This window comes from Pseudomonas sp. D5(2026), assembly GCF_057766845.1.
The window spans coordinates 1,908,893-1,935,451 of record NZ_CM173421.1; the positions used below are offsets into that span (position 1 = coordinate 1,908,893).

The 26,559-nt window shown below is 61.5% G+C and carries 22 protein-coding genes and 1 pseudogene; 10 read left to right on the top strand and 13 right to left on the bottom strand.

Going from position 1 to position 26,559, the window contains the following annotated elements; genetic code table 11:
* Positions 1-55: 55 nt before the first annotated feature.
* The 6 genes from nuoF to AC3B5Q_RS08730 form a co-directional block, all read right to left on the bottom strand.
* Positions 56-1,417 (bottom strand): NADH-quinone oxidoreductase subunit NuoF, encoded by a 1,362-nt coding sequence (gene nuoF, locus AC3B5Q_RS08705; RefSeq protein ID WP_021783222.1) that lies wholly within the window; start codon positions 1,415-1,417, stop codon positions 56-58.
* On the bottom strand, positions 1,414-1,911 hold the full coding sequence (nuoE, locus tag AC3B5Q_RS08710) for an NADH-quinone oxidoreductase subunit NuoE (RefSeq protein WP_003251433.1): 498 nt from the start codon (positions 1,909-1,911) through the stop codon (positions 1,414-1,416). The genes nuoF and nuoE overlap by 4 nt, the downstream gene beginning before the upstream one ends.
* A gap of 2 nt (positions 1,912-1,913) precedes the next feature.
* Positions 1,914-3,695, bottom strand: a complete 1,782-nt coding sequence (nuoC, locus tag AC3B5Q_RS08715; RefSeq protein ID WP_021783221.1) for an NADH-quinone oxidoreductase subunit C/D — start codon at positions 3,693-3,695, stop codon at positions 1,914-1,916.
* A 79-nt stretch (positions 3,696-3,774) separates the two neighbouring features.
* Entirely contained in the window at positions 3,775-4,452 is a 678-nt protein-coding gene (locus tag AC3B5Q_RS08720; protein WP_003251429.1) for a NuoB/complex I 20 kDa subunit family protein, read from the bottom strand.
* A gap of 9 nt (positions 4,453-4,461) precedes the next feature.
* A complete protein-coding gene (locus tag AC3B5Q_RS08725) occupies positions 4,462-4,875 on the bottom strand; it encodes an NADH-quinone oxidoreductase subunit A (protein WP_021783220.1) in 414 nt (137 codons plus the stop codon).
* Between the two features lie 383 nt (positions 4,876-5,258).
* On the bottom strand, positions 5,259-5,921 hold the full coding sequence (locus AC3B5Q_RS08730) for a lysoplasmalogenase (protein ID WP_488392985.1): 663 nt from the start codon (positions 5,919-5,921) through the stop codon (positions 5,259-5,261).
* A gap of 758 nt (positions 5,922-6,679) precedes the next feature.
* Here AC3B5Q_RS08730 and AC3B5Q_RS08735 point away from each other — a divergent pair.
* A pseudogene (locus AC3B5Q_RS08735) lies at positions 6,680-7,875 on the top strand (IS256 family transposase).
* Positions 7,876-8,010: 135 nt separating this feature from the next.
* Here the strand turns inward: AC3B5Q_RS08735 and aceA are convergent.
* The gene (aceA, locus tag AC3B5Q_RS08740) at positions 8,011-9,336 is read right to left on the bottom strand and encodes an isocitrate lyase (protein ID WP_014861668.1); all 1,326 of its coding nucleotides are present in this window, start codon (positions 9,334-9,336) and stop codon (positions 8,011-8,013) included.
* A gap of 490 nt (positions 9,337-9,826) precedes the next feature.
* Positions 9,827-10,591, bottom strand: a complete 765-nt coding sequence (locus tag AC3B5Q_RS08745; protein WP_172402879.1) for a secretin N-terminal domain-containing protein — start codon at positions 10,589-10,591, stop codon at positions 9,827-9,829.
* A gap of 125 nt (positions 10,592-10,716) precedes the next feature.
* On the opposite strand from AC3B5Q_RS08745, the gene AC3B5Q_RS08750 reads away from it, so the two are divergent.
* The 3 genes from AC3B5Q_RS08750 (at position 10,717) to AC3B5Q_RS08760 (ending at position 15,180) form a co-directional block, all read left to right on the top strand.
* The gene (locus AC3B5Q_RS08750; protein WP_021783218.1) at positions 10,717-11,892 is read left to right on the top strand and encodes an ATP-binding protein; all 1,176 of its coding nucleotides are present in this window, start codon (positions 10,717-10,719) and stop codon (positions 11,890-11,892) included.
* Positions 11,893-11,945: 53 nt separating this feature from the next.
* A complete protein-coding gene (locus AC3B5Q_RS08755; RefSeq protein WP_021783217.1) occupies positions 11,946-13,655 on the top strand; it encodes a S8/S53 family peptidase in 1,710 nt (569 codons plus the stop codon).
* An 82-nt stretch (positions 13,656-13,737) separates the two neighbouring features.
* A complete protein-coding gene (locus AC3B5Q_RS08760; RefSeq protein ID WP_021783216.1) occupies positions 13,738-15,180 on the top strand; it encodes a SulP family inorganic anion transporter in 1,443 nt (480 codons plus the stop codon).
* Between the two features lie 129 nt (positions 15,181-15,309).
* Here the strand turns inward: AC3B5Q_RS08760 and fusA are convergent, their stop codons facing one another.
* The gene (fusA, locus tag AC3B5Q_RS08765) at positions 15,310-17,421 is read right to left on the bottom strand and encodes an elongation factor G (RefSeq protein ID WP_021783215.1); all 2,112 of its coding nucleotides are present in this window, start codon (positions 17,419-17,421) and stop codon (positions 15,310-15,312) included.
* Positions 17,422-17,494: 73 nt separating this feature from the next.
* Positions 17,495-17,920: a hypothetical protein gene (locus AC3B5Q_RS08770; RefSeq protein ID WP_103444694.1), complete on the bottom strand. Its 426-nt coding sequence runs from the start codon at positions 17,918-17,920 to the stop codon at positions 17,495-17,497.
* Between the two features lie 211 nt (positions 17,921-18,131).
* Between AC3B5Q_RS08770 and AC3B5Q_RS08775 the strand changes: the two genes are divergently transcribed.
* Entirely contained in the window at positions 18,132-18,434 is a 303-nt protein-coding gene (locus AC3B5Q_RS08775; protein ID WP_021783213.1) for a hypothetical protein, read from the top strand.
* Between the two features lie 3 nt (positions 18,435-18,437).
* On the opposite strand, the gene AC3B5Q_RS08780 is transcribed toward AC3B5Q_RS08775, so the two are convergent.
* Positions 18,438-19,688, bottom strand: a complete 1,251-nt coding sequence (locus AC3B5Q_RS08780; protein ID WP_021783212.1) for a 2-aminoadipate transaminase — start codon at positions 19,686-19,688, stop codon at positions 18,438-18,440.
* Positions 19,689-19,866: 178 nt separating this feature from the next.
* Positions 19,867-20,763: a transcriptional regulator GcvA gene (gcvA, locus tag AC3B5Q_RS08785; protein WP_003251398.1), complete on the bottom strand. Its 897-nt coding sequence runs from the start codon at positions 20,761-20,763 to the stop codon at positions 19,867-19,869.
* A gap of 255 nt (positions 20,764-21,018) precedes the next feature.
* Here gcvA and AC3B5Q_RS08790 point away from each other — a divergent pair, with 255 nt between their 5' ends.
* The 3 genes from AC3B5Q_RS08790 (at position 21,019) to AC3B5Q_RS08800 (ending at position 23,739) form a co-directional block, all read left to right on the top strand.
* Positions 21,019-22,401, top strand: a complete 1,383-nt coding sequence (locus AC3B5Q_RS08790) for an amino acid permease (protein WP_021783211.1) — start codon at positions 21,019-21,021, stop codon at positions 22,399-22,401.
* 57 nt (positions 22,402-22,458) lie between these two features.
* A complete protein-coding gene (locus tag AC3B5Q_RS08795; protein WP_003251394.1) occupies positions 22,459-22,956 on the top strand; it encodes a PaaI family thioesterase in 498 nt (165 codons plus the stop codon).
* Between the two features lie 87 nt (positions 22,957-23,043).
* A complete protein-coding gene (locus AC3B5Q_RS08800) occupies positions 23,044-23,739 on the top strand; it encodes a glutathione S-transferase N-terminal domain-containing protein (protein ID WP_021783210.1) in 696 nt (231 codons plus the stop codon).
* Between the two features lie 176 nt (positions 23,740-23,915).
* On the opposite strand, the gene AC3B5Q_RS08805 is transcribed toward AC3B5Q_RS08800, so the two are convergent.
* Entirely contained in the window at positions 23,916-25,532 is a 1,617-nt protein-coding gene (locus AC3B5Q_RS08805) for an inorganic phosphate transporter (protein WP_021783209.1), read from the bottom strand.
* 128 nt (positions 25,533-25,660) lie between these two features.
* Between AC3B5Q_RS08805 and AC3B5Q_RS08810 the strand changes: the two genes are divergently transcribed.
* On the top strand, positions 25,661-26,047 hold the full coding sequence (locus AC3B5Q_RS08810) for a DUF488 domain-containing protein (RefSeq protein WP_021783208.1): 387 nt from the start codon (positions 25,661-25,663) through the stop codon (positions 26,045-26,047).
* A 10-nt stretch (positions 26,048-26,057) separates the two neighbouring features.
* Positions 26,058-26,501: a GNAT family N-acetyltransferase gene (locus AC3B5Q_RS08815; protein WP_021783207.1), complete on the top strand. Its 444-nt coding sequence runs from the start codon at positions 26,058-26,060 to the stop codon at positions 26,499-26,501.
* The last annotated feature ends 58 nt before the right edge of the window (positions 26,502-26,559 follow it).

The following is a 26,559-nucleotide window of genomic DNA, read 5'->3' on the forward strand; positions in this document are numbered from 1 at the left end:
CTCGGGCCTGCCGGTAAGCTGGCGAGTGGCACGGACCACCCGCCTAATCATCTTGTTATGCGCCGACCACGATCGGCTTCGCCAGGTCCGGGCGCAGGGTTGCAGCGCTTTCTGGCGCCACACCGGCCTCGAACTCCGAGCGGAAGTATTTGATGGCACTGCCCAGCGGCTCGACGGCACCCGGTGCGTGAGCACAGAAGGTACGGCCTGGGCCGAGGAAGTTGACCAGCCCCAGCAGCGTCTCGATGTCTTCGGCGCGGCCCTGGCCTTTTTCCAGTGCGCGCAGCATCTTCACGCTCCACGGCAGGCCGTCACGGCATGGGGTACACCAGCCGCACGATTCGCGGGCGAAGAACTCTTCCATGTTGCGCAGCAGCGACACCATGTTGATGCTGTCGTCGACCGCCATGGCCAGGCCAGTACCCATACGGGTGCCGACCTTGGCGATGCCACCGGCGTACATTTGCGCGTCGAGGTGCTCGGGCAGCAGGAAGCCGGTACCGGCGCCGCCTGGCTGCCAGCACTTGAGCTTGAAGCCATCGCGCATTCCACCGGCGTAGTCTTCGAACAGTTCGCGCGCGGTAACGCCGAATGGCAGCTCCCACAGGCCTGGGTTCTTCACCTTGCCGGAGAAGCCCATCAGCTTGGTGCCATGGTCTTCGCTGCCTTCGCGGGCCAGCGACTTGTACCAGTCGTTGCCGTTGGCGACGATGGCCGGGACGTTGCACAGGGTTTCGACGTTGTTCACGCAGGTCGGCTTGCCCCACACGCCAACGGCGGCAGGGAAGGGCGGCTTGGAGCGCGGGTTGGCGCGGCGGCCTTCCAGCGAGTTGATCAGCGCGGTTTCTTCACCGCAGATGTAGCGGCCGGCACCGGTGTGCACGAACAGCTCGAAATCGAAACCGCTGCCCAGGATGTTCTTGCCCAGCAGGCCGGCGGCCTTGGCTTCATCGATGGCGCGGTTGAGGTTTTTCGCTGCGGTGGTGTATTCGCCACGCAGGAAGATGTAGCCACGATAGGCCTTCAGTGCGCGGGCGCTGATCAGCATGCCCTCGACCAGCAGATGGGGCTGTTGCTCCATCAGCATGCGGTCCTTCCAGGTGTTCGGCTCCATTTCGTCCGCGTTGCACAGCAGGTAGCGGATGTTCATGGATTCGTCTTTGGGCATCAGGCCCCACTTCACACCAGTGGGGAAGCCTGCACCGCCACGGCCCTTGAGGCCGGAGTCCTTGACGCTTTGCACGATATCGTCGGCGGACATCTGCGCCAGCGCCTTGCGGGCTGCAGCGTAGCCGTTCTTCGATTCGTACTCGGCCAGCCAGACCGGCTCGCCGTCGTCACGCAGGCGCCAGGTCAGCGGGTGGGTTTCGGCCGAGCGCGCGATGCGGTTGGCCGGGCCGAAGGAAGTAATGGTCATACGTAACCCTCCAGCAGTTTGGAAACGCCAGCCGGCTGCACATCGCCAAAGGTGTCATCGTCGATCATCAGGGCCGGTGCCTTGTCGCAGTTGCCCAGGCAGCACACGGGCAGCAGGGTGAAGCGACCGTCGGCGGTGGTCTGGCCGAGGCCGATGCCCAGCTCGCTCTGGATCTGGCTGACCACCGACTCATGGCCGCCGATGTAGCAGACCATGCTGTCGCACACGCGGATGATGTGGCGGCCGACCGGCTGGCGGAAAATCTGGCTGTAGAAGGTGGCGACACCCTCGACGTCGCTGGCCGGAATGCCCAGCACTTCGCCGATGGCGTGGATGGCGCCGTCCGGCACCCAGCCACGCTCCTTCTGGACGATCTTCAGGGCTTCGATGGACGCCGCGCGCGGGTCCTCGTAGTGATGCATTTCGTGCTCGATGGCCGAGCGCTCGGTTTCGCTCAGGGCGAAACGGTCTGTCTGGATAAGCGTGCTGTTCATGCTTAGCGGTCCACGTCAGCCATAACGAAGTCGATACTGCCCAGGTACGCAATGAGGTCGGCGACCATGCTGCCTTTGATCACCGATGGGATCTGCTGCAGGTGCGGGTAGCTCGGGGTACGGATCCGGGTGCGGTAGCTCATGGTGCCGCCATCGCTCGTCAGGTAGTAACTGTTGATGCCCTTGGTCGCCTCGATCATCTGGAACGACTCGTTGGCCGGCATGACCGGGCCCCACGAGACTTGCAGGAAGTGCGTGATCAGGGTTTCGATATGCTGCAGGGTGCGCTCTTTCGGAGGCGGCGTGGTCAGCGGGTGATCCGCCTTGTACGGGCCTTCCGGCATGTTGCGCAGGCACTGATCGATGATGCGGATACTCTGACGCATCTCCTCGACACGGACCATGCAGCGATCATAGGCATCGCCGTTGTGGGCCAGCGGTACTTCGAATTCGAAGTTTTCGTAGCCGGAGTAAGGGCGGGCTTTACGCAGGTCGAAGTTGCAACCGGTGGCGCGCAGGCCGGCACCGGTGGTGCCCCATTCCAGCGCTTCCTTGGTGTTGTACGCGGCAACGCCGATGGTACGGCCCTTGAGGATGCTGTTTTGCAGGGCGGCCTTGGTGTATTCGTCGAGGCGCTTGGGCAGCCACTCGACAAAGTCCTTGACCAGCTTGTCCCAGCCACGTGGCAGGTCGTGGGCGACGCCACCGATGCGGTACCAGGCCGGGTGCAGGCGGAAACCGGTGATCGCTTCGATCACGGTGTAGGCGCGCTGGCGGTCGGTGAAGGTGAAGAACACCGGAGTCATGGCGCCGACGTCCTGGATGTAGGTGCCCAGGAACAGCAGGTGGCTGGTGATGCGGAAGAACTCGGCCAGCATGATGCGAATCACGTCGACCTTCTGCGGCACCTGGATGCCGGCCAGCTTCTCGACCGCAAGCACGTACGGCAGGTTGTTCATCACCCCGCCGAGGTAATCGATACGGTCGGTATAGGGGATGAAGCTGTGCCAGGACTGGCGCTCGGCCATTTTCTCGGCGCCACGGTGGTGGTAGCCGATGTCCGGTACGCAGTCGACGATCTCTTCACCGTCCAGCTGCAGGACGATACGGAACGCACCGTGCGCCGAAGGGTGGTTGGGGCCGAGGTTGAGGAACATGTAGTCCTCGTTGGCGCCCTGACGCTTCATGCCCCAGGCTTCCGGGTTGAAACGTGCCGATTCCTCTTCAAGCTGCTGCTTGGCCAGGGTCAGGCTGTAGGGGTCGAACTCGGTCGCACGGGCAGGGTAGTCCTTGCGCAGCGGGTGACCTTCCCAGGTCGGCGGCATCATGATGCGGCTGAGGTGCGGGTGGCCGGCAAAGTCGATGCCGAACATGTCCCAGACTTCGCGCTCGTACCAGTTGGCGTTTGGCCAGATGCCCGTCACGGTCGGCAGGTTCAGGTCGCCTTCGCTGAGCGACACCTTGATCATCACATCGCTGTTACGCTCGATCGACAACAGGTGGTAGAACACGCTGAAATCGGCGGCTGGCAGGCCACGGCGCTGGGTGCGCAGGCGCTCGTCGACGCCATGCAGGTCGTACAGCATGCTGTAAGGCTTGGCGACGCCGCGCAGGAAACTGAGCACCTCTTTGAGCTGGGCGCGTTTTACCCACAGCACGGGCATGCCGGTGCGGGTCTCCTGGGCGACGAATGCTTCGGCGCCAAAACGGTTGTTCAGTTCGACGACCACATCCTGGTCGTCAGCCTTGTAGGGCGGAATAAAAATAGCGTTGTCCGCTGTCATGGTCTCGGTCGCTTTGGGTCAACGTTAAGAATGAAGCCAGGCCGCCGGCTCCTTCGGGAGCGGGCGGCAGGTCGCTGGATCAGACTTCGTCGGGGCTGCGCAGGTTGGTTACTGCAATGCGCTGCTCACGACGCAGGTCTTTCTGGGCTGGCATCTCGGCACGGTAAATACCTTGATCACCAACAACCCAGGAAAGCGGGCGTCGTTCTTGGCCGATCGACTCCTGCAACAGCATCAAGCCTTGCAGGAAAGCCTCAGGGCGTGGCGGGCAGCCAGGCACATAGACGTCCACGGGGAGGAACTTGTCGACCCCCTGAACGACCGAGTAGATGTCGTACATACCACCGGAGTTGGCGCACGACCCCATGGAAATGACCCACTTCGGCTCGAGCATCTGCTCGTACAGGCGCTGGATGATCGGCGCCATCTTCACGAAGCAGGTACCGGCAATGACCATGAAGTCGGCCTGGCGCGGCGAGGCCCGGATGACTTCGGCGCCGAAGCGGGCGATGTCGTGGGGTGCCGTGAAGGCCGTGGTCATTTCCACGTAGCAGCAGGACAGGCCGAAGTTGTACGGCCAGAGGGAGTTTTTGCGACCCCAATTGACCGCACCACGCAGCACATCTTCAAGTTTACCCATGAAGATGTTCTTGTGGACCTGGTCTTCTAGCAGTTGATCGGTGACGGTTTCCCGTTCACCGACCGGGTACTGCTCGTTGGGCGCATCCGGATCGATTCTGGTGAGATTGTATTGCATGCCAAAGCCTCATTGTTTCAGCTTCGCTTGCCGCTTGCGGCGACCTTCGGGAGCCCAATCAAGTGCCCCGACGCGCCATAGGTAGACAAGACCTGCCAACAGAATTGCTATGAAAACGAGTGCTTCGACGAATCCGGTCCAGCCGCTTTCGCGGACGGACACAGACCATGCAAAGAGAAAGAGGGCTTCGATATCGAAGATCACGAACAGCATCGCGACCAGATAGAATTTGGCGGACAGGCGCAGGCGGGCGCTGCCGACGGGCAGCATGCCGGATTCGAAGGGTTCGTTCTTGGCGCGGCCCCAGGCCTTGCTACCGAGCAGGCTGGACAGGCCGAGCATGAAGGCGCACAGGCCGACGACACCCAGGAGGAAGATGGCAAAGCCCCAGTTGTGGGCGATGAGTCCTGTCGAATCGGACATGCTAGAGATCCTTATACAGAGACCCAGCTCTGCAGTCTGAAATAAGTGTAGAGCGGCGACTTGGCGTCGCACATGCAGTGACCAAATGTCGCAGCCGAATCAATCGCGCTGATTTTATGGGTAAACCTGGTGCAAGTAAAATTTCTGTCGCAAATTTATTCGTAGGATTAAGTACAAAAACCGTTCGTAACTGGCTGAGAGCCTTGAGATTCGGGCATTACGTGCGGTTTTGTTAATTATGTTTCTTGCGGCGGGTAACGAATTGCACGGCCAGTAATGATAATTAATATCATTTGAGCTGCTGCCTTCGAATTTGGCTGTTCTGCGCCTTGTAAAGTTCATCTGGCGATTCCCCCTACTTGCAATTGCAAAAAACCCTTGTTCTAGCAGCTTTCGCTACTGCGCGCACCGCTCTGGGTCAATACTTTATCGGTTGAGCGATGACCGACTGATGAAGCGATGGCCCATTGGCCGAGCCAGTAGGCGAGGATGATCAGGTACGGTACGGCGGCGAACGGGCTGACGAAGCGGTCGATACCGATCAGGCTGTCGGAGAATACGAACAGGCCGGCACCCAGCGCGGCCGGGCCGCTGCAGGCCAGGGCGCGCCAGAGCATCGCACTGATGGCCAAGATGTACAGCGTGACCGGGATCAGCAGCGGGCCGAGGCCATGGCTGGTCAGCACGCCTAGCAGTGTGATGCCAGCGATGGCGCTGAATGCCAGCGCAGGCAAGGCAGGGCGCAGGGTAATGCCGCAATAGGCGCGCAGGTAGGCCAGGTGGGCGCAGAGGAAGGCGACCAGGCCAAACACGAACAGGTCCGCAGGGATGGCCAGCAGGATGTCGCCGAGTACCGAGAAGCCCAGGCCGATCGAGATCCACTTGCGATAAGGCGAGACCGGGGTGTTGTGCAGCCAGGCAATCAAGGCCAGCACCGGGATGGGTTTGGCCATGAGGGCGAGCAGGGTGTTGTCGCTGGCCAGTGCATATATATAGAGGGTAGCGGCGGCCAGGGCGAAAATCATCAGGTGGCTTGGACGAGGCATGGGCGGTCCTTGCTGCTGGGCTGCCCCAAGCATAGACCTGATCTGGGGTTTTGCCGGTGATGCCTTGGGTTGTGTTAGGGCTGCTGTGGGCTTGGCGAAAGGAATGCAGAGGCTGTGAGATCGAGCGCCGCCCGCGCGGCGCATCGCGAGCTGCGCTCGCTCCTACGTTTGTTTCGGGCCAGTCACGCCTGTTGCAGGCGCGCGCGACCGCCTTGTTTGTACGACGTGATAATGCGCCATGCGCCAAGGCGTTCGCGCGCAAATGGCACAGGAATAATTGGCCCGAAACAAACGTAGGAGCGAGCGCAGCTCGCGATGCGCCGCGCGGGCGGCGCTCGATCTGCGCATCACCCCAAAATTCAAACCGATCATTGCGCCGCCCTGACGTAATCGCGCTTAAATCACCTGTCTTGCCTCGATGCATGAGCCGGAGGCGCTACGGACATGGCTTGATTCGGCATTGATTCCGGTGCGGATACTCGCTGAACCTCGGCCTTTGCACCAAGGCTTGAGCGATGCATCGCCTGGGTGGGCCTCTTCGCGGGTAAACCCGCTCCTACAAGCGACTGCGCAAGCTATTCAAAACCTGAGCAAGGCAGTTGCTCCTACAGGTTCTGTGCATTTTCGGTCGGATCGTGTCCCGGGAAGTGGTGTAACTGAACCAGCCGAAGGCGCCCTGCGGGCGAAAGAGGATGGTCATCGTGGTTCTTGGCTAACGTTGAGTTTGCGAAGACCAAACACTCACCAGAGAAACCACGATGACCAAGCCCACTATCGCATTGACCGAGTTGGTTGAGAAAGGGGCAGACGCTGATCTGCTCAAGCAAATGATCCAGTTCGTTGCCCAGCGCATGATGGAGTTCGACGTCGAAGGCCTGTGCGGCGCGGGCTTCGATGTCAAAAGCCCAGACCGGACAAATAGCCGTAATGGCTACCGCGATCGTCTTTGGCAAACCCGCGCAGGCGACGTCGACCTTAAGATTCCCAAGCTGCGCCAAGGCAGCTATTTCCCTGGTTTCCTTGAACCTCGACGCACCGCTGAGAAAGCCATGGCGGCAGTCATCCAGGAGGCCTACATCCAAGGCGTTTCAACACGCTCAGTGGACGAGCTGGTCAAAGCCATGGGCATGACCGGCATCTCCAAAAGCCAGGTCTCACGGCTAGCTGGTGAGATCGATGAGCGCGTTCACGCCTTCCTTGACCGCCCGCTTGAGGGCGACTGGCCCTATCTCTGGATCGATGCCACCTACGTCAAAGTGCGGGAGGCCGGACGCATCGTCTCGGTCGCCGTAATAATCGCCGTGGCCGTGAACACCGACGGTGGCCGCGAAGTCCTGGGCATGCGGGTTGGGCCGTCAGAGGCTGAGCCGTTCTGGACAGACTTCCTGCGCAGCCTCACGCGACGTGGCTTGCGGGGCGTGAAACTGGTCATCTCCGACGCCCACGAAGGGCTCAAGGCGGCTGTTTCCAAGGTCTTCAACGCGACCTGGCAGCGCTGCCGTGTGCATTTCATGCGTAATGCCATGGCCCACGTCGGCAAAGGTCAGCGCACCATGGTGGCGGCCCTACTGCGCACAGTCTTCGCCCAGGACAGCCGTGCCGAATGCCATCAGCAATGGCGTTTGGTCGCTGATCAGCTACGCGAAAAATACCCCAAGATCGCGACACTCATGGACGGCTGCGAGGATGAAGTGCTGGCTCACATGGCGTTTCCAAAAGCGCACCGACAGCAATTACACAGCACCAATCCACTGGAGCGGCTTAACGCGGAGATCAAACGCCGCACCGACGTCGTAGGCATCTTTCCCAACATCCTGCAATCACACGGCTGGTAGGCGCGATGCTGCTGGAGCAGAACGACGAGTGGTGCCTGCAACGGCGTTACATGCAGTTGGAGGCCTTTGAGGCAGTCAGCGATAATCCACAGGCCAAGCTGTCGGCCGTGATCAACTAAACGGCGAACTCAGCGGCCAGAACCATGATGAGTTACACCACTTCCCGGGACACGATCTTCGGTCGGGCCGGTGCAGACGAAAACAAAGGCCCAGGGCTTCACAGCCCCGGGCCTTTGTTCAACCGCAAGCCACTATCAGTGGAACTGCTCTTCCTCGGTCGAACCGGTCAGTGCAGTCACCGACGAAGCGCCACCCTGGATCACGGTGGTCATGTCGTCAAAGTAGCCGGTGCCCACTTCCTGCTGGTGCGCCACGAAGGTGTAGCCCTTGCTGGCGTCAGCGAATTCCTGCTCCTGCAGCTTCACGTAGGCGGTCATGTCGTTGCGGGCGTAGTCGTGCGCCAGGTTGAACATGCCGTGCCACATGTTGTGGATGCCGGCCAGGGTGATGAACTGATGCTTGTAGCCCATGGCCGACAGTTCGCGCTGGAACTTGGCGATGGTGGCGTCGTCCAGGTTTTTCTTCCAGTTGAAGGAAGGCGAGCAGTTGTAGGACAGGATCTGGTCCGGGTACTCCTTCTTGATCGCCTCGGCAAAGCGGCGGGCTTCGTCCAGGTCCGGCTTGGCGGTTTCACACCAGATCAGGTCGGCGTACGGGGCGTAGGCCAGGCCGCGGGCAATGGCCTGATCGAGGCCGGCGCGGACCTTGTAGAAGCCTTCACGGGTGCGCTCGCCAACCACGAACGGCTGGTCGTACGGGTCGCAGTCGCTGGTCAGCAGGTCGGCGGCGTTGGCATCGGTACGGGCCAGGATGATGGTCGGTACGCCCGACACGTCAGCGGCCAGGCGAGCAGCCACCAGCTTCTGTACGGCTTCCTGGGTGGGTACCAGTACCTTGCCACCCATGTGGCCGCATTTTTTTACCGAGGCCAGCTGGTCTTCGAAGTGCACGCCGGCGGCGCCTGCTTCGATCATGTTCTTCATCAGCTCGTAGGCGTTCAGCACGCCACCGAAACCGGCTTCGGCGTCAGCCACGATTGGCGCGAAGTAGTCGATGTAGCCTTCGTCGCCCGGGTTCTTGCCGGCTTTCCACTGGATCTGGTCAGCGCGGCGGAACGCGTTGTTGATGCGCTTGACCACGGTCGGTACCGAGTCGACCGGGTACAGCGACTGGTCAGGGTACATCGATTCGGCCGAGTTGTTGTCGGCGGCAACCTGCCAGCCGGACAGGTAGATGGCCTGGATGCCGGCCTTGACCTGTTGTACAGCCTGGCCGCCAGTCAGGGCGCCCATGCAGTTGACGAAATCTTTGTCGGGGCGGAAGGACGGGTGAGCACCTTCGGTAACCAGCTTCCACAGTTTTTCTGCACCCTGACGGGCAAAGGTGTGCTCAGGTTGCACGGAGCCACGCAGGCGAACGACATCAGCGGCGGTGTAGGTACGGGTCACGCCTTTCCAGCGCGGGTTCTCGGCCCAGTCTTTCTCGAGGGCTGCAATTTGCTGTTCGCGTGTCAGTGCCATGGAAATAAACCTCGTCGCATCGATCTTGGGTTAATTGTGCTGATGCTCTGGGCAGATCAGGTGCCTGGCGGCTGTCCTGTTCGCAGGTTGCGGCGGCGAACGCGAAGGCTCGAAGGGGAAGGTTGGGCAGGCCAGGCGAAGGTGTGCTCCGGGCAGGTCGGCTCGTGGTTGCCTTGCTGCGGTGCTACGCGATTGCCAGTACTGCGGTGATGCGCTTCCGTCCCTCGGGACAACTTCTTCGTTGCAGTCGCAATCCCGTCGAACCGCCTTGTGGGCCGTATAGACACGAGGCGCCTCCAAGGGTGGAAGGAGCGCGCCCCGAAGGCCCTTGCCAGGGCCCCTGATTAGCGGGAGCGAGGCCATCATGCCCTTGGGAAAAAGACCCTGTCAAATGTTTTGTAGTGCTTTTTTGTGGTTACTACATCTTTGGTCTAATGCGACTTGGCAGTCAGTTTGAAGGCCTTTGGTCGAAGCCTTGAATTGCCTGAGATCAGTCAACAAGGTCGACTTTGACACGCAATGTCATGTTTTCACCCCGTTGGGTGCTGTACGTATGGCTTGACGCGCTGCGGTCGGCTTGGCTCTGCTGATTGAATCCCGCCAGGGTGATCCACTCGCCGAGCTTGCCAGTGACTGTCGTGTCGGTGCTTTGTACTTTCACTACATCTGCACGTTCCTGGCTGATGCGGTCATTATTGCTGCTTATTTGCAGACGAACCGTTTCGCCGCTCAGGCTGGGGGTCACGTAGAAGCCTTGGGTCACGTTGCGATATTCGGTGTTGCTTTGAATGCGCCCATAGCCGTCTGTGCTGGTGCTGGTAATGGGGATGCTCTGGCCCACCTGGATCAGTGCCGGTTGCCCTTCGCTGGCTTGTACCTGCTGCATGCCGCCGTCGCGGTTGCTGGTGCCGTAGTGAATGACGCGAGCGTTGCCGCGGTTGTCCTGGAAGTTGCTGTCATTGTTGTCGACGCTGATCAGCAGGCGTTTGGGCGCGGTATCCAGCTGTTGCAGCAGGGCGCGCAGGTCGTCGATGCGCTCGGGGCTGGCGTTGACGATCAGTTTGTTCTCGAAGGCGCTGACCGTGCCGTCCTTGCCGATGAATGCCTGCAGGGCGGGCAGCAATTCGGCGCTGCTACGATGCTGAAGTGGCACCACCTCGGTGGCAGCATGGGCACTGAGGCTGGCGGCCAGCAACAGGGAGGCGAAAAGGGGGCGTAGCGGCATGTCCATGATCTCCGCAGGTGAAACCAACATGATGGCAAACTTGCTGACTTTTTGCCGGATCTGGATCACGCCGGCACTGTTGCAGAGGGTCGTTTTATCCTGATTTATCTTGTAGGCTATAAATTATAGTAGGCAAGATAATTGAGGTTAATTGCATGTCTCCCGTCCGTCCGCTCCTGCGCCGTAATCAGTTGGCCAACGCACTGGCCCAAGACTTGGCCGGCGAGTCTTTGGTCGATTACAGCTCGGGCATGTTCTTGGCCGCGCCGCGGCGTACGGGCAAGAGCACCTTCCTCAACAACGACTTCATACCAGAATGCATACAGCGCGGCTGGCTACCGGTTTACGTCGACCTGTGGTCGGATCGCGACGCCGCCCCTGCGCAGCTCATCAGTGGCGCCATCGGTACAGCACTGGCCAGATTCGAAGGTGCGCTGGCCAGGACTGCGAAAAAGGCCGGTATCGACAAGATCAACCTGCTGCGCACCCTGAGCTGGGATTTCACCCGCCCGCAACTGCCTGCGGGTACTACCCTGGCCCAGGCGCTTGCCGTGTTGCACCAAGTGTCAGGGCAACTGGTAGTGCTGATCATCGACGAGGCTCAGCACGCCCTTAACAGCGAAGATGGCCTCAATGCAATGTTCGCGCTGAAAGCCGCGCGTGACCACCTTAATCGTGGCGACCGTCCGGACGGCTTGCGGCTGGTGTTCACGGGCTCTAGTCGCGACAAGCTGGCCAACCTGGTACTCAAGAGCAAGCAGCCATTCTTTGGTGCCAGCATCACGCCCTTTCCGTTGCTGGGGCGTGAATATGTCGAATTCATCACCGCCTTGTGGAACCGTCGCCTGGCCGACAGTAACCAGTTCAAGGTAGAGGACCTGGCATACGCGTTCGAATTGGTCGGCCGGCGCCCGGAAATGCTCAACAAACTGTTGGCCGAAGTTAGCGTCGGCCTGGGTGAGGCGGGCAACCTGGGTGAACTGCTGCGCAATGGGGCGCTGAATCATCAAGCCGGGGTGTGGAGTGACTACGAAAGCGCTTGGAACGAACTTACGCCGTTGCAGCAGGCAGTGCTGGAGGTCATGGCCGAGCGCACGCTCGGCCGGCAGCCGTTTTCCCCGTTTACCGAGCAAACCCTGGTTGAGGTCAGCCGCAAGCTGGAGCAGGCCCAGGCGGTAGCCAACGTCAACACGGCAAACGTACAGAAGGCCCTTGATGCCCTGCGCGACAAGGAGCTGGTATGGAAGGCCAATCGTGGCGAGTACGCGTTGGAGGATACTTCCATGGCCGAATGGCTCGCCCGCGACCAGGCAGTTGCCAGCCACAGGTGAACCTTTGAGGTGCCCCGTAAGTCGCACTCACAGGGAGCGCGTGGGGTGATTGCATGAAGGGTGTCCTGATCTTGCTGTTATGGCTTTGCAGTCTTGGTGCACAGGCTGCAGCAGACACGCTGCGCATCAAGCAGCTGCAGCGTTGCGGTGACTTGTTCAGCGATAGCCGGCAAAAATGGTGTCTGCGTGCCGAAGGGCTCCGGGCAAATCTGCCAACGGTATGGCTGGGCGGCACGCGGCTGTCAGAAGCCGATATCGAGCGACAAGGTGACCGGCTAACGCTGAAGCTGGCGAGGCCAGCCCAGCGCAGCGCCCCGCTCTGGCTGGTCGATGGCGGCCGCACGAGCAACCCGGTATGGCTGACCCGCCAACGCAGTCATGTGATCGCCGCAGGGCCCGATGAAGTGGCGAAGAACATGGACGGCCTGACCACCTACGTCGACCTGGTCAGCCTGTTGATCGAAGAAAAACACGACGGCCTCGGCGAGGCCCGGCGCATCGCCGGTAAATACGGCGCCCTGGTTGTCGGTGCCATACCGCCGCTGAATGTCTACCAGCTGCGCTTGCCGGTAGATGATCTGGTGCAGCGCGATGCGATGGTCCTGCGCATGGGCAGTGAAGTCAGCGTGGATGCCGTGATTGTCGAAGAGTCCGGCCCTGAGCGCGGGGAGGAGGGCAATGGGCGCGGCAACCGGGCCATCGACCAGGCGGATGAATGGGCCGCCAACCGCTTCATGGACGCGCTGTATTTCTACCGGCGCCGGATTGCCGCATCTGGCTTGCCGGTGAAGCCCGTGCGGGTCGGGGTAATCGAGCGCGAAGTGGACTTCGACGCCCCAGGGTTCAGCCATTATCAGGGGGGCTGCGAAAAAGGCCAGACATGCCTATACGCTCGCGACGGTGATCGCCCGGCAAGCCACGGCAGCCATGTTGCAGGCATTCTCGCTGCGCAGGGTGAGGGCTTTTTGCCGGGGCTGGGTAAGCACAGCCCTGGCTTCGAGGTGGTGGTAGAGCGCAACTCGGATGCCGGTATCACCGCCAACATCGCTGCATCGGTGAACCTGGTCGAAGATGGCGTGCGGGTGTTGAACTGGAGCTGGGGCATTCACCGGGTCGGGGCACGCAATGTGAAGGGTGATGAGGTCGATTCGCTGGTGCGCTCCGGGCTGGCGATGAGCGGCTACGAGGAGTTACTTGAGGAGTTCTTCCTCTGGCTGCGCAAGGAGCACCCTGACGTGGTGGTGGTAAATTCGGCGGGCAATGGTGCGTCCTGGTCGGGGACCGATGAATATCGCCTGCCTTCGTCGTTCATCACCGAACAATTGCTGGTGGTGGGCGGGCATCAGCGCAGTGACAAGGCTACGGCAGTTGAAGCCCACGATCATGTGCGCAAGCGTCACAGCTCCAATATCGACATGCGTGTGGACGTCAGTGCTGCTGCCTGCATACGCCCAGTGTCGGCCGAGGCTGCGCATTGCGGCACGTCGTACGCAACACCTTTGGTGACTGCCACTGTGGCGACGATGCTGTCGATCAACCCGGCACTTACCCCGGAACAGGTGCGCATGCTGTTGCGGCGCAGTGCCTTGACCCTGGGCGTCGAACAGGATTTTGAAGCGATGGATGCCGAAGACCTGACGGCGCCGATCCTGCCCTCAGAGCGTGGTGGCCGCCTGAACGACCCGGATCTTGGCCGTTCGGCGCGCCTGGACATGCAGCGTGCGCTGGACCTGGCCGTGCAGAGCCTGGAACGTGTGCGTTGAGCGGTGGCCGCTGTCCGACAATTTCCGTAACATCCCGCCCCTCGTTTTTAAATCGTCCTCCGGACTGAACCACAGGAAGCCCATGAAGCCCGCCCGACTACGCGCCGACCTGCTCGCCGGCCTCACCACCTCGTTCGCCTTGGTCCCCGAGTGCATCGCCTTTGCCCTGGTGGCCCACCTCAACCCGCTGATGGGCCTGTATGGCGCGTTCATCATTTGTACCCTGACGGCGCTGTTCGGCGGGCGGCCGGGGATGATCTCCGGCGCTGCTGGCTCGATGGCGGTGGTGATCGTCGCGCTGGTGGTGCAGCACGGTGCGCAGTACCTGCTGGCCACGGTGCTGCTGGGTGGCGTGGTAATGATCCTGTTTGGCGTGCTGCGCTTGGGCAAGCTGGTGCGCCTGGTGCCATACCCGGTCATGCTCGGCTTCGTAAACGGCCTGGCCATCGTCATCGCCATGGCCCAGCTGGAGCATTTCAAGGACGGCGAACACTGGCTCACCGGCACGCCGCTGTACCTGATGGTCGGCCTGGTGGCGCTGACCATGGCGGTGGTTTATGTGCTGCCGAAACTGACCCGCGCGGTGCCGCCGGCTCTGGTGGCGATCCTCGGTGTCGGCCTGTTGGTGTACTTGCTCGGGCTGCCGACCCGCACCCTGGGTGACATGGCGCACATCGCTGGTGGCCTGCCTGGGCTGGCCCTGCCGGATGTGCCCTGGAATCTGGAAACCCTGAAGATCATCGCCCCTTATGCGGTGCTGATGGCCATGGTCGGCCTGCTGGAAACCCTGCTCACTCTCAACCTGACCGATGAAATCACCGAGAGCCGTGGCTTCCCGGATCGCGAGTGTGTGGCACTGGGCGCTGCGAACATGGTGTCGGGCCTGTGCGGCGGCATGGGCGGCTGCGCGATGATCGGGCAGACGGTGATCAACCTCAGTTCCAATGGCCGGGGCCGGTTGTCGGGTGTAGTAGCCGGCGTGATGATTCTGCTGTTCGTGCTGTTCCTGTCGCCGCTGATCGAGCGTATTCCACTGGCGGCGCTGGTTGGTGTGATGTTCGTGGTGGCCCAGCAGACCTTTGCCTGGGCGTCGTTGCGGGTGTTGCACAAGGTGCCGGTGAATGATGTGCTGGCGATCATTGCGGTGACCGTGGTCACGGTGTTCACTGACCTGGCCATGGCGGTGCTGTTCGGTATCATCATCGCGGCGCTCAACTTTGCCTGGCAGCATGCACGCGAGCTGTATGCCGACACCCATGAGGACGCGGGGGGCGGCAAGCGTTATCAGTTACATGGCACGCTGTTCTTCGCCTCGACCACCTCGTTCCTCAACCAGTTCGACACGGCCGGGGACCCGGCCCAGGTCACGCTGGATTGCCAGCATTTGAGCTTTGTCGATTATTCGGCGGTTGCGGCGCTGAAAACCCTGCGTGAGCGCTATGCCAAGGCGGGCAAGCATTTGCGCGTGGTGCATTTGTCGGATCGGTGCAAGAAGCTGTTGAAGCGGGCTGGCGAGCAGCACTGAGCTTGATTGTGGCCTGTACCGGCTTCTTCGCGGGCACGCCCGCTCCCACAGAAAGGCCGCAGGCCCAAACATTGTGCGCCCCCGGTGGGAGCGGGCGTGCCCGCGAAGAGGCCGGTACCGGAGAACCGCTTACTCTCCGCGGCTCTTCTTGACGATGCCGTCGGCAATGCTCGCCGGGGCCTCGGCATAGCGGGTGAACTCCATCGAGAAGCTTGCCCGGCCCTGGGTCATCGAGCGCATCGAGGTGGCGTAGCCGAACATTTCGCCCAGCGGAACTTCGGCACGGATCACCTTGCCAGCCGGCGTTTCATCACCGTCCTGGATCATGCCGCGACGTCGGCTCAAGTCGCCGAGGATGTCGCCCTGATACTCCTCCGGCGTCACCACCTCAACCTTCATCACCGGCTCCAGCAACACTGCGCCACCTTTCTGCGACAACTGCTTGGTGGCCATTGATGCGGCGATCTTGTAGGCCATCTCGTTGGAGTCGACATCGTGGTACGAGCCGTCGAACACGGCGGCCTTGAGGTTGATCAGTGGGTAGCCGGCAAGCACGCCGTTCTTCATTTGCTCCTCGATACCCTTCTGGATGGCCGGGATGTACTCGCGCGGTACTACGCCGCCGACAATCTCGTTGATGAACTCCAGGCCTTCTTTGCCTTCATCGCCGGGAGCAAAACGGATCCAGCAATGGCCGTACTGGCCGCGGCCGCCGGATTGGCGAACGAAGCGGCCCTCGATCTCGCAGGTGTTGCGGATCTTCTCGCGGTAGGCCACCTGTGGCTTGCCGATGTTGGCCTCGACGTTGAACTCGCGGCGCATGCGGTCGACGATGATGTCCAGGTGCAGCTCGCCCATGCCCGAGATGATGGTCTGGCCGGTCTCTTCATCGGTACGCACGCGGAATGAGGGGTCTTCCTGGGCCAGCTTGCCCAGTGCGATCCCCATTTTTTCCTGGTCGGCCTTGGTTTTCGGCTCTACTGCTACGGAAATCACCGGGTCGGGGAAGTCCATGCGTTCGAGAATGATCGGCTTGTCCATGTCGCACAGGGTATCGCCGGTGGTCACGTCCTTCATGCCGATCAGTGCGGCGATATCGCCGGCGCACACGTCCTTGATTTCAGCGCGTTGGTTGGCGTGCATTTGCACCATGCGGCCAATGCGCTCTTTTTTGCCCTTGACGGAGTTGAGCACCGCGTTGCCGGAGCTGAGCACACCGGAATACACCCGGGCGAAGGTGAGGGTGCCGACGAACGGGTCGGTGGCGATCTTGAAGGCCAGTGCCGAGAACGGTTCATTGTCGTCGGCGTGGCGTTCCAGGTGCTTTTCTTCGTCGTCGGGGTCGGTGCCCTTGATTGCCGGAATTTCCGACGGGGCGGGCAGGTAGTCGATCACCGCGTCGAGCATCAGCGGCACGCCCTTGTTCTTGAACGATGAGCCGAGGATGGTGGGCACGATTTCGTTGGCAATGGTGCGCTGGCGCAACCCGGCCTTGATCTCTTCGATGCTCAGCTCCTCGCCATCGAGAAACTTCATGGTCAGCTCGTCATTGGCTTCGGCCGCAGCTTCGATCATGTGCGCGCGCCATTCGTCGGCAAGCTCCTGCAGATCGGCTGGAATATCTTCTTCGCGGTAACTGGTGCCCTGGTCGGCATCGTTCCAGTAGATGGCCTTCATCTTCACCAGGTCGATCTGGCCAATGAAGTTCTCTTCGCTGCCGATGGCCAGCTGGATGGGGACCGGGTGGTGCCCCAGGCGCTGATCGATCTGCTTGACCACGCGCAGGAAGTCGGCCCCCTGGCGGTCCATCTTGTTGATGTAGGCCAGGCGCGGCACGTGATACTTGTTGGCCTGGCGCCAGACGGTCTCGGACTGCGGCTCGACGCCGTCCGCGCCGCTGAATACCACGACCGCGCCATCGAGCACGCGCAATGAGCGCTCCACCTCGATGGTGAAATCGACGTGGCCTGGGGTGTCGATGATGTTGAAACGGTACTTGTGGGCGAACTGCTTGGTCGAGCCTTGCCAGAACGCCGTGGTCGCCGCCGAGGTGATGGTGATGCCGCGTTCCTGCTCCTGGGCCATCCAGTCCATGGTCGCCGCGCCATCGTGCACTTCGCCCATCTTGTGGTTGACCCCGGTGTAGAACAGGATTCGCTCGGTGGTCGTGGTCTTGCCGGCATCCACGTGGGCGACGATGCCGATATTGCGGTACAGCTCGATGGGCGTTGTGCGGGCCATGGCGGACTACCTGTGGGTGGGCGGATTCCACCAAGTTAGCAGACCGGTGGAATCCTGCCCTGCCGCCGGGCTGTCAGTCGGTCTGGGCTTGCAGCATCCACTGGCCATCCACTTCGCGGGCCAGGCCGCTGGCCGGCAGCAAGGCCAGCAGGCGCGCGTGCAGGGCGGCCTCGGTAAAGGTCTTGAGGGTGGTCAGGTCCAGCGCACCGACCAGGTTGAGATCAGCCTTGGTGTACGACAGCCAGGCTTTTTTCAACACCTGGGCGACGTCGCTGCCGGCGGTGCTGGCGAACCGGCGGTGCCACTGGCGGCCTTCGAAGGTGAAGTTGTGCGCGTGGCTGTAGGTGCTTTGGTCGGCGCCTTCTACACAACGGTGGCAGTGGCATGGGCCCTCGCCGAAGGCGTTGCGCAGGTAGCTGTTGAAGTCCACGACGGGCTTGAGGGACAGGCGTTTGTCGACTTCGAACAGGTCGGCGATCAGGGGTTCTTCGGCGCTCACTCGGGATCCTCGTGTGGTGTGGCGTGCATCGGCGGGCACCCTAACAGATCGGGGCATTCAGATCACCTGTTGCAGGTGCCCCGCATACCCCAAGCAATATGCGATCCCTGTGGGAGCGGGCGTGCCCGCGAAGAGGCCAGTAGAGACAACAGAGACTGCCTGCCGTACTCTACGCGCCCCTACGCCTATACACCCACCGAGGTAACCCCGTTTGAGCACCAAGTACCCGTACATCGCCACCGTGACCATCAGCGCTGAAGACCGTGGCGGAGATACCGAGGCTTCGGAAAACCCCAGCATGCGCGTGGGTCTGGAAGCGGTGACCGAAACCCTGAAGAAGGTGCATTTCGTCGGTACGCTCGCGGCCCCTGAGAAACCGGCCACGCATATTTGCGTGACCCTGGAGAATGGCCTGACCTATTACGGCCCGATCGTCAACGGCCATGCCGAACTGGAAGGCGGCTGGATCGCCTTCGAGTCCGACATGCTCACCCCGCAAGAGCTGGGCCTGTAAGCCTCAGCTCAGTTCTGCCAGGCACTGCTCGAGGATATCCAGCCCTTCCTCGAGCACCTCGGCCTCGATGGTCAGCGGTGCCAGCAGGCGAATGATGTGCCGCGCCTTGCCGCTGGGCATCAGCAGCAGGCCCTTGGCTCGGGCCGCTTCCATCACCTGGGCCAGTTGTACCGGTGCCGGGCTGCCATCGGCATTGACGAACTCGATCCCTCGCATGGCGCCCACGCCGGTCAGGCGGCCGATGTATGGGCTCAGGCCCGAGGCCTTCCAGCGCTCATGACGGCTGACGATGGCCTGCTCCTGCCGTTCACCCCAGGTTGCAACGTTTTCGTCGGTCATCTGCGCCAGGCTGGCCAAGGCCGCCGCGCAGGCAATCGGGTTGCCTGAATAGGTGCCACCCAGGCCGCCCTTGGGCAGCGCCGCCATCAATTCCTTGCGCCCGACCACTGCACCCAGCGGCATACCGCCAGCAATGCTCTTGGCCAACAACAGCAGGTCGGGTTCGATGCCCAGGCGCGAGAACGCGAAGCGCTGGCCGGTACGGCCGAAGCCCGACTGGATCTCGTCGATGATGATCAGGATGCCGCGCTCGTCGCAGAAGCGGCGCAGGGCTTGGGCGAAGGCCGGGTCCAGGGCAAGGAAGCCGCCTTCGCCCTGTACTGGTTCGAAGATGAACGCCGCGACGTCCTCCACCGCCAGCTCGACGCTGAACAGGCGGTCCATGGCCTTGAGCGCCTGCTCGCAGGTAACCCCGGTATCCGCGCTGGGGTAGGGCAGGTGGTACACCGGCCCGGGCAGTTCACCGACCCGCTGCTTGTAGGGGGCGACCTTGCCATTGAGGTTCAGGGTGGCCAGGGTGCGGCCATGGAAGCCGCCGTCGAATGCGATGATGGCGCGTTTGCCGGTGGCGCCACGGGCCACTTTCAGGGCGTTTTCCGCCGCTTCCGCGCCGCTGTTGGTGAGCATGCCGGCCAGTGGGTAGTTGACCGGGACGAACTGGCTCAGTTGCTCCATCAGTGTCAGATACGGGCCGTGAGGGGCCGCGTTGAAGGCGTAGTGGGTCAGGCGGGTGGCCTGAGCCTGGATGGCCTCGACTACAGCGGGGTTGCAGTGGCCCAGGTTGAGCACGCCGATACCGCCGACAAAGTCGATGTAACGTTTGCCGTCAGTGTCCCAGACTTCGGCATTACGGCCATGGGAAAGTGTGATCGGGTGAACGATGGCAATGGATTGGCTGATACTTTCCTGGTTCATGGGGCACGCGGACCTTGTTCGAGTTTCTTATTATCCAAGCGTGTCGGCAGGTTATTCCGCAAACGAATTATTCGATTGCGGTCATTCCATGGATTCGTGATCTGGCTGGTTTTCTGGTTGGCTGTGCCGGCCTCTTCGCGGGCAAGCCCGCTTCTACCAGAGGCCGGGGCAGGTCAAATCAATCCCCCTCTGCCACCCGCTCCCGGATCCACTGCACAAAGGCCCTGATCTTGGGCACTTCGGCCGCATGCTCGGCATGCGCAATGAAGTGCCTACCGTTGCTTGCCACAGGGTGGTCCCAGGCCACCACCAGCTTGCCTTCGCTCAGCTCTTCGGCCACCAGATAGCGGGGAATCAGGGCTATGCCGCAGCCGGAGATGGCAGCGCGGATGCACAGGTAGAACGTGTCGAAGCGCGGCCCGTGGTAGCTGTTCTGGCTATGCAGCCCAAGCCCCAGGAACCACTCATGCCAGGCCTCCGGCCGCGAAACGCATTGCAACAGCCGGTGCTCAGTCAGCGCCTGGGCGCTGTCGAAACGGTGGCTGGCCAGCAGCTGCGGGCTGCACACGGGCACCACTTCTTCGCTGAACAACTCGATGCAGGTTGCCCCGGGCCAGGTGCCCTGGCCGAAGAAAAAGGCGACGTCAGCCTTGGCCTGAACCAGGTCGAATGGCTCCAGCTCGTTGCGCACATCCAGGTGAATGCGTGGGTAGCGGTCACCAAAACCCTTGAGCCTGGGCACCAGCCAGCGGGCGCCGAAGGTCGGCTGGGTGGCGATGCGCAGCACTTCGGTTTCGTCGCCGTAGCTGAGGATGTAGCGGCTGGATATGTCGATCTGGGTGAGGATCTTGTTCACTTCGGTGAGGTACAGCGCGCCGGCCGGGGTCAGGTGCAGGCGCCGGCGAATGCGCTGGAACAGCGAGTGCGAGAGCATGTCCTCAAGCTGCGCGACCTGCTTGCTGACGGCGCTCTGGGTCAGGTGCAGTTCCTGGGCCGCGCGGGTGAAGCTGAGGTGGCGGGCGGCCGCTTCGAAGCACTGAAGGGCGGTGGTCGAAGGCATCAGGCGTTTGGACATGACGGGCGAATACCGAGCAAAAAAGGAAGGAGTTCATTCCATAAAGGAATTATGTGGTTCGAAAAGGTCGTTTGTTGACCCCGGCCTATAGATTAATACTGACCTGGATCAACGATTACAACCGGTCATGCGAAGAGGAGGTCAATACCCGCTTCCGTCATCTGCAAAACAACAACAACACACATCAGAAATTTATAAGAATTCTGCTCAGACCTTCAGCCGCTTTGCTGCGGCCGACCCATTCGAGGGTTCTTCATGACTTCGCAAGACAACAAGAAACAGCGCTCACTGCAGCACGGCCTGACTTCCCGTCAGGTTTCCATGATCTCCATTGCCGGCATCATCGGCGCCGGGTTGTTCATCGGGTCCTCCAACGCCATTGCCACCGCCGGCCCGGCCATCCTCATCTCCTACGCCATGACTGGCCTGCTGGTCTTGCTGGTGATGCGCATGCTGGGTGAAATGGCCATCGCAAACCCCAACAGCGGCTCATTTTCCACCTACGCCTCGGAAGCCATTGGCCCTTGGGCGGGCTTTACCATCGGCTGGTTGTACTGGTGGTTCTGGGTGTTGATCATTCCGGTGGAAGCCATTGCCGGTGCTGACATCCTGCATGCCTACTTCCCTGGCGTGCCTTCCTGGCTGTTCGCTTTCCTGATCATGCTGGTGCTGTCCTGCACCAACCTGGTCAGCGTGAAGAACTTCGGTGCCTTCGAGTACTGGTTCGCGCTGGTCAAAGTGGTCGCGATCATTGGCTTCATCGTGGTGTGCACCTTGGCGGTGTTCGGCTTCTGGCCGCTGGCGGAGGTGTCCGGGGTCAGCCGGCTGTGGGACAGCGGTGGTTTCATGCCCAATGGCTTCGGGACGGTACTTGGGGGCGTGCTGATCACCATCTTCTCGTTCTTCGGTGCCGAAATCGTCACCATCGCGGCTGACGAAACCGCCAACCCGAAAGACAAGATTCGCCGCGCCACCAACCTGGTGGTGTACCGCATCGCCATCTTCTACCTGGCGTCGATCTTCCTGGTGGTGTCGCTGGTGGCCTGGAACGACCCCGGCCTGAAAGCAGTAGGGTCGTTCCAGCGTGTACTGGAAGTGCTGAACGTGCCGGGCGCCAAGCTGCTGGTTGACCTGGTGGTGCTGGTGGCGGTGACAAGCTGCATGAACTCGGGGCTCTACACCGCGTCGCGCATGCTCTATTCGCTTGGCGCGCGTGGGCAGGCGCTTAGCGTGACCAAGCGCATTTCCGGTTCCGGCGTGCCGACCGTGGCGGTGATCCTCTCCACCCTGGCAGGTTTTGCAGGCTGCTTCGTCAACTACGTGTTCCCGGGCAAGGTGTTTGGCTTCCTGCTGTCGACCACCGGCGCCATCGCCTTGCTGGTGTACCTGGTCATTGCCGTGTCGCAGCTGCGCATGCGTGCCCGTGCCGAGCGTGAAGGGCGCCCGCTGGAGCTGAAGATGTGGCTGTTCCCATGGCTGACCTGGCTGGTGATCGGCACCATCGTCATGGTGCTGGGCTACATGCTGTTCAGCGATGCCTACCGCTACGAAACGCTGATGACCGCAGGTGTGACCGCGTTCATCCTGCTGGTTTCGCTGACCCAGCGGCGTGCCAGGATGGTTGCCCAGACGGCCTGATGTTTCTGCTTTAATGGGGGCGTTGCGCGCCCCCATTCCAACAAGCACAGGAAGCGTATGACTGATCACACACTTTCCCTTCAAGCCCTCGCGGCCCCTGAGGGTACCTGCTACGGCTGCGGCTGTTCCCACCCCAGCGGCCTGCACCTGCAAAGCCACTGGGACGCCGACGGTGTTCACCTGGTGTGCCGTCACTCGCCCGACAGCACCTTCATTGGCTGGCCTGGCTTGGTTTACGGTGGCCTGCTGGCGATGCTGGTCGACTGCCACTCCAACTGGACGGCGATGGCCTACCACTACCGTAACGAAGGCCGAGAACCGGGCAGCCTGCCGCGTATCGACTGCGTTACCGGCACGCTCAACCTGACCTACCTGAAACCTACGCCGATGGGCGTCGAGCTGTTGCTCAAGGCGCGTGTCGAAGGCGAAGTGGGGCGCAAGAGCCGGGTCATCTGCGAAGTCTGGGCAGAGGATGTACTGACTGTGACCGCCGACTCCGTGTTTGTCCGCGTCGATACCGAAAAGCTCAAGCTCAAGGCCCACGGCCAGGCCTGAGCTGCCAATGCTGATGAGTGGTCGGTGATGGTCAGCGGCTGGGGATGTCTCTAGAGTGACAGGTTCATTCCCTTGGCAAGGTTGATCATGACCGAACTCAGTGCTTTCCCCATTACCCGCAAATGGCCCGCCAAACATCCCGAACGCCTGCAGTTGTACTCGTTGCCGACGCCCAATGGGGTGAAGGTATCGATCATGCTCGAAGAGATTGGCTTGGCTTACGAGGCGCACAAGGTTAGCTTCGACAATGACGACCAATTGAGCCCCGAATTCATCTCGCTCAGCGCGAACAACAAGATCCCCGCCATCCTCGACCCGAACGGGCCGGGCGGTCAGCCGCTGGCGCTGTTTGAATCGGGGGCGATCTTGCAGTATCTGGCGGAGAAGAGCGGCCAGCTGCTCAGCCAGGACCCCGCTCACCGCTACCAGACCCTGCAGTGGCTGATGTTCCAGATGGGCGGCATCGGGCCGATGTTCGGCCAGGTCGGGTTCTTCCATTTCTTTGCTGGCAAGGAATATGAAGACAAGCGCCCGCGCGACCGCTATGTCAACGAGTCCAAGCGGCTGCTGGGCGTGCTGGATCGGCATTTGAAAGGTCGGCAGTGGATGGCTGAGGAATACAGCATCGCCGACATCGCCATCTTCCCTTGGGTGCGTAACCTGGTGGAGCGCTACAACGCCCGTGACCTGGTGGGCTTCGACCAATTCAAGGAAGTGCAGCGCGTGCTGGCGAATTTCCTGGAACGGCCAGCCGTGCAGCGTGGCCTGAAAATCCCGGGCTGATCAACCTGTGCAGGGACAGCCTTGCGCAAACTTCGAAACGCCTGCCGGTCGCCCGTAGGAGCGGGTTTACCCGCGAAAGGGCCGGGCCTGCAGGCCAATATCCACCCGCCGTTCACGGTTGCCGCCGCTACCGTATTCGCGGGTAAACCCGCTCCTACACCCGACGGCGTACGGGTTCAGAAGATGTGGTTCAGCAGCCAGTACAGGCTGCCAGCCAACAGCATTGCCGCTGGCAAGGTCAGCACCCAGGCCATCAGCAGATTGAACAACGTGCGCTTCTGAATCCCCGACCCATTGGCCACCATGGCCCCGGCCACCCCCGAACTCAGCACATGCGTGGTCGACACCGGCAGCCCGAACATATCTGCTGCGCCAATGGTGCACATCGCCACCACTTCGGCCGATGCGCCTTGGGCATAGCTGAGGTGGGTCTTGCCGATCTTCTCGCCAACGGTGACCACAATACGTCGCCAGCCAACCATGGTCCCCAGCCCCAGCGCAATGGCTACAGCTACCTTCACCCATAGCGGAATATAGCGGGTGGCGTCGTCCAACTGGGTCTTGAAGCGTTGCACATGGCTGTGGGTGTCGGCATCGAAAGTCACCAGGTGGTTTTTCTCCATGAGGCGGATGGCTTCACTGGTCAGGTACATGTCGTTACGCACGTTGGCCATGGCTTCAGCCGGTATGCGCTTGAGCGAGCCATAGCCTTTGACTTCTTCGCCGATCATACCGGTCAGCGCCGCCAGCGCTGGTACCAGGTGCGGGCTGGCCTTGGGTTCGGCAATGAACAGGGTCAGTACCTGGCGCGGGTCAGCCGGGGCCGCTTGCGGGGCGCTGCGTACCAGTGCCTGGCGGGTTACCTCAGCGACAGCGGAAAACTGCAGAGCCTGCTCGTTGGGCATGGTCTTGTTCAGCGCGTAAGCCATTGGCAGGGTGCCGACCAGAATCAGCATGATCAGCCCCATGCCTTTCTGGCCGTCGTTGGAGCCGTGGGCAAACGATACCCCGGTGCAGGTCAGAATCAGTAGGCTGCGGATCCACCACGGTGGCGGTGTCTGGCCTTCCGGTGCCTGGTACAGGGCCTTGCGTTTGACCAGCGCGCGCAGGGCCAGCAGCAACAGGGCTGCGCAAGCAAAACCGATCAGCGGTGAGAACAGCAGGGCATAACCCACCTTGCTGGCTTGGGCCCAATCCACGCCGCTGGTGCCGTCACGCCCATGCATCAGCGCATTGGCTACGCCCACGCCGATGATCGAGCCAATCAGGGTGTGCGAGGACGATGCCGGCAGGCCCAGCCACCAGGTGCCAAGGTTCCAGATGATCGCCGCCAGCAGCAGGGCGAAAACCATGGCAAAGCCGGCCGAAGAGCCGACCTGCAGAATCAGCTCTACCGGTAGCAGGGCGATGATGCCGAACGCCACCGCGCCACTGGAGAAAAGCACGCCCAGGAAGTTGCACAGCCCAGACCACACCACCGCGACCGGGGCCGGCAACGAATGGGTGTATATCACTGTGGCTACCGCGTTGGCGGTGTCGTGGAAGCCGTTGACGAACTCGAAGCCCAGGGCAATCAGCAGCGCCAGGCCCAGCAGAAGGAACGGTGTGGCCGTGGTAATGACCGTACCGCTTGCGGTCACATCCTGCTTGAGGCTCCAGGCGGTGTAGGCGATACCAGCCAGCAGCAGGCTGAAGAACAACGTTAAGGTGGCACGCCCAGGCTTGTGGGAGAGCTGCGGGCGGGCGTCGTGTTGGGCCAGTAGTGGGCTGCTGGCCACTGACGGGGTTGCCATGGGGGCTCCGGTTGGCGTTGGGCGAAAGTGCCGAAGGCCTTGAGCATAGAAACAATTCGTAACCCGGCCGTGACCTCGATCAATGAATTATCTAGGCTCAAGACGGACGGTAATGGCAGGAGACGCCCATGATTCGCTGCAAGCGTGTCTATGATGCGGTTGAGGATGAAGATGGCCAGCGTGTACTGGTCGACCGCCTGTGGCCGCGCAACAAACGCAAGGAAGACCTCCATGGGCAGTGGTTGCGCGAAGTGGCACCTTCGAATGAATTGCGTAAGGCGTTCCACCAGGGTGAAGTGGATTTCGCCGGTTTTACCCAGCGGTACCAGCAAGCGCTGGCAGCCCACCCCGAGCACTGGTATCCGCTGCTGGACATGGCCAGGAAGGGCACGCTGACGTTGCTTTATGCCGGCAAGGACAGCGAGCACAACAATGCCCGGGTGCTGGCCGATTGGTTGGAAACCGAACTGGACAGGTGTGGCCCTGGCAGTTCGCCGGTGTGTTATGCCCAATGAGTGCGATGCGATGCCCTTACAGTTGATTCCCGCCAAAGACATCCACTGCACCTTCGCCCGCGACCTCACGCGCCGCGCCATGTTGCCCTACTACCGCGAATACGACCTGCTGTGGATCGAAGAAGCCTTCGACGCAGCCTGGGGCTGGCGCGAGCAGTGGCTGGTGATCGAAGACGACACCCTGTTGGGTTTTTGCAGCCTCAGCCAGGACCGCCAGGCACTGTTCATCCGCGAGTTGCACCTGTTGCCTGAACACCGTGGGCGGGGCGTCGGTAGCTGGGTGCTGGAAGAACTGGCGCTATGGGCCAGTCAGCGGCGCCTTCCCTTGTTGCGGCTGATGGTGTTCCGCAGCAACCCGGCCCGCCTGCTGTACCAGCGTCACGGCTTCGTCGAGATGGGTGAAGACGATTGCTTTGTGCGGATGCAGCGGGATATCAACGTAGTAGCTAAATGATGGCTTGTCGCGACCGCAGCGCATGGGCATAGTGGATCCAAACGTTTACGGCTGCCTG

Coding starts and splice junctions, on each gene's coding strand:
- AC3B5Q_RS08780 (WP_021783212.1), bottom strand. CDS start 19,688: ATGAACCAGGAAAGTATCAGCCAATCCATTGCCATCGTTCACCCGATC.
- AC3B5Q_RS08805 (WP_021783209.1), bottom strand. CDS start 25,532: ATGGCAACCCCGTCAGTGGCCAGCAGCCCACTACTGGCCCAACACGAC.
- AC3B5Q_RS08760 (WP_021783216.1), top strand. CDS start 13,738: ATGAAGCCCGCCCGACTACGCGCCGACCTGCTCGCCGGCCTCACCACC.
- fusA (WP_021783215.1), bottom strand. CDS start 17,421: ATGGCCCGCACAACGCCCATCGAGCTGTACCGCAATATCGGCATCGTC.
- nuoC (WP_021783221.1), bottom strand. CDS start 3,695: ATGACAGCGGACAACGCTATTTTTATTCCGCCCTACAAGGCTGACGAC.
- AC3B5Q_RS08750 (WP_021783218.1), top strand. CDS start 10,717: ATGTCTCCCGTCCGTCCGCTCCTGCGCCGTAATCAGTTGGCCAACGCA.
- AC3B5Q_RS08755 (WP_021783217.1), top strand. CDS start 11,946: ATGAAGGGTGTCCTGATCTTGCTGTTATGGCTTTGCAGTCTTGGTGCA.
- AC3B5Q_RS08800 (WP_021783210.1), top strand. CDS start 23,044: ATGACCGAACTCAGTGCTTTCCCCATTACCCGCAAATGGCCCGCCAAA.
- AC3B5Q_RS08720 (WP_003251429.1), bottom strand. CDS start 4,452: ATGCAATACAATCTCACCAGAATCGATCCGGATGCGCCCAACGAGCAG.
- aceA (WP_014861668.1), bottom strand. CDS start 9,336: ATGGCACTGACACGCGAACAGCAAATTGCAGCCCTCGAGAAAGACTGG.
- AC3B5Q_RS08730 (WP_488392985.1), bottom strand. CDS start 5,921: ATGCCTCGTCCAAGCCACCTGATGATTTTCGCCCTGGCCGCCGCTACC.
- AC3B5Q_RS08790 (WP_021783211.1), top strand. CDS start 21,019: ATGACTTCGCAAGACAACAAGAAACAGCGCTCACTGCAGCACGGCCTG.
- nuoE (WP_003251433.1), bottom strand. CDS start 1,911: ATGAACAGCACGCTTATCCAGACAGACCGTTTCGCCCTGAGCGAAACC.
- AC3B5Q_RS08815 (WP_021783207.1), top strand. CDS start 26,058: ATGCCCTTACAGTTGATTCCCGCCAAAGACATCCACTGCACCTTCGCC.
- AC3B5Q_RS08725 (WP_021783220.1), bottom strand. CDS start 4,875: ATGTCCGATTCGACAGGACTCATCGCCCACAACTGGGGCTTTGCCATC.
- AC3B5Q_RS08795 (WP_003251394.1), top strand. CDS start 22,459: ATGACTGATCACACACTTTCCCTTCAAGCCCTCGCGGCCCCTGAGGGT.
- gcvA (WP_003251398.1), bottom strand. CDS start 20,763: ATGTCCAAACGCCTGATGCCTTCGACCACCGCCCTTCAGTGCTTCGAA.
- nuoF (WP_021783222.1), bottom strand. CDS start 1,417: ATGACCATTACTTCCTTCGGCCCGGCCAACCGCATCGCGCGCTCGGCC.
- AC3B5Q_RS08745 (WP_172402879.1), bottom strand. CDS start 10,591: ATGTTGGTTTCACCTGCGGAGATCATGGACATGCCGCTACGCCCCCTT.
- AC3B5Q_RS08810 (WP_021783208.1), top strand. CDS start 25,661: ATGATTCGCTGCAAGCGTGTCTATGATGCGGTTGAGGATGAAGATGGC.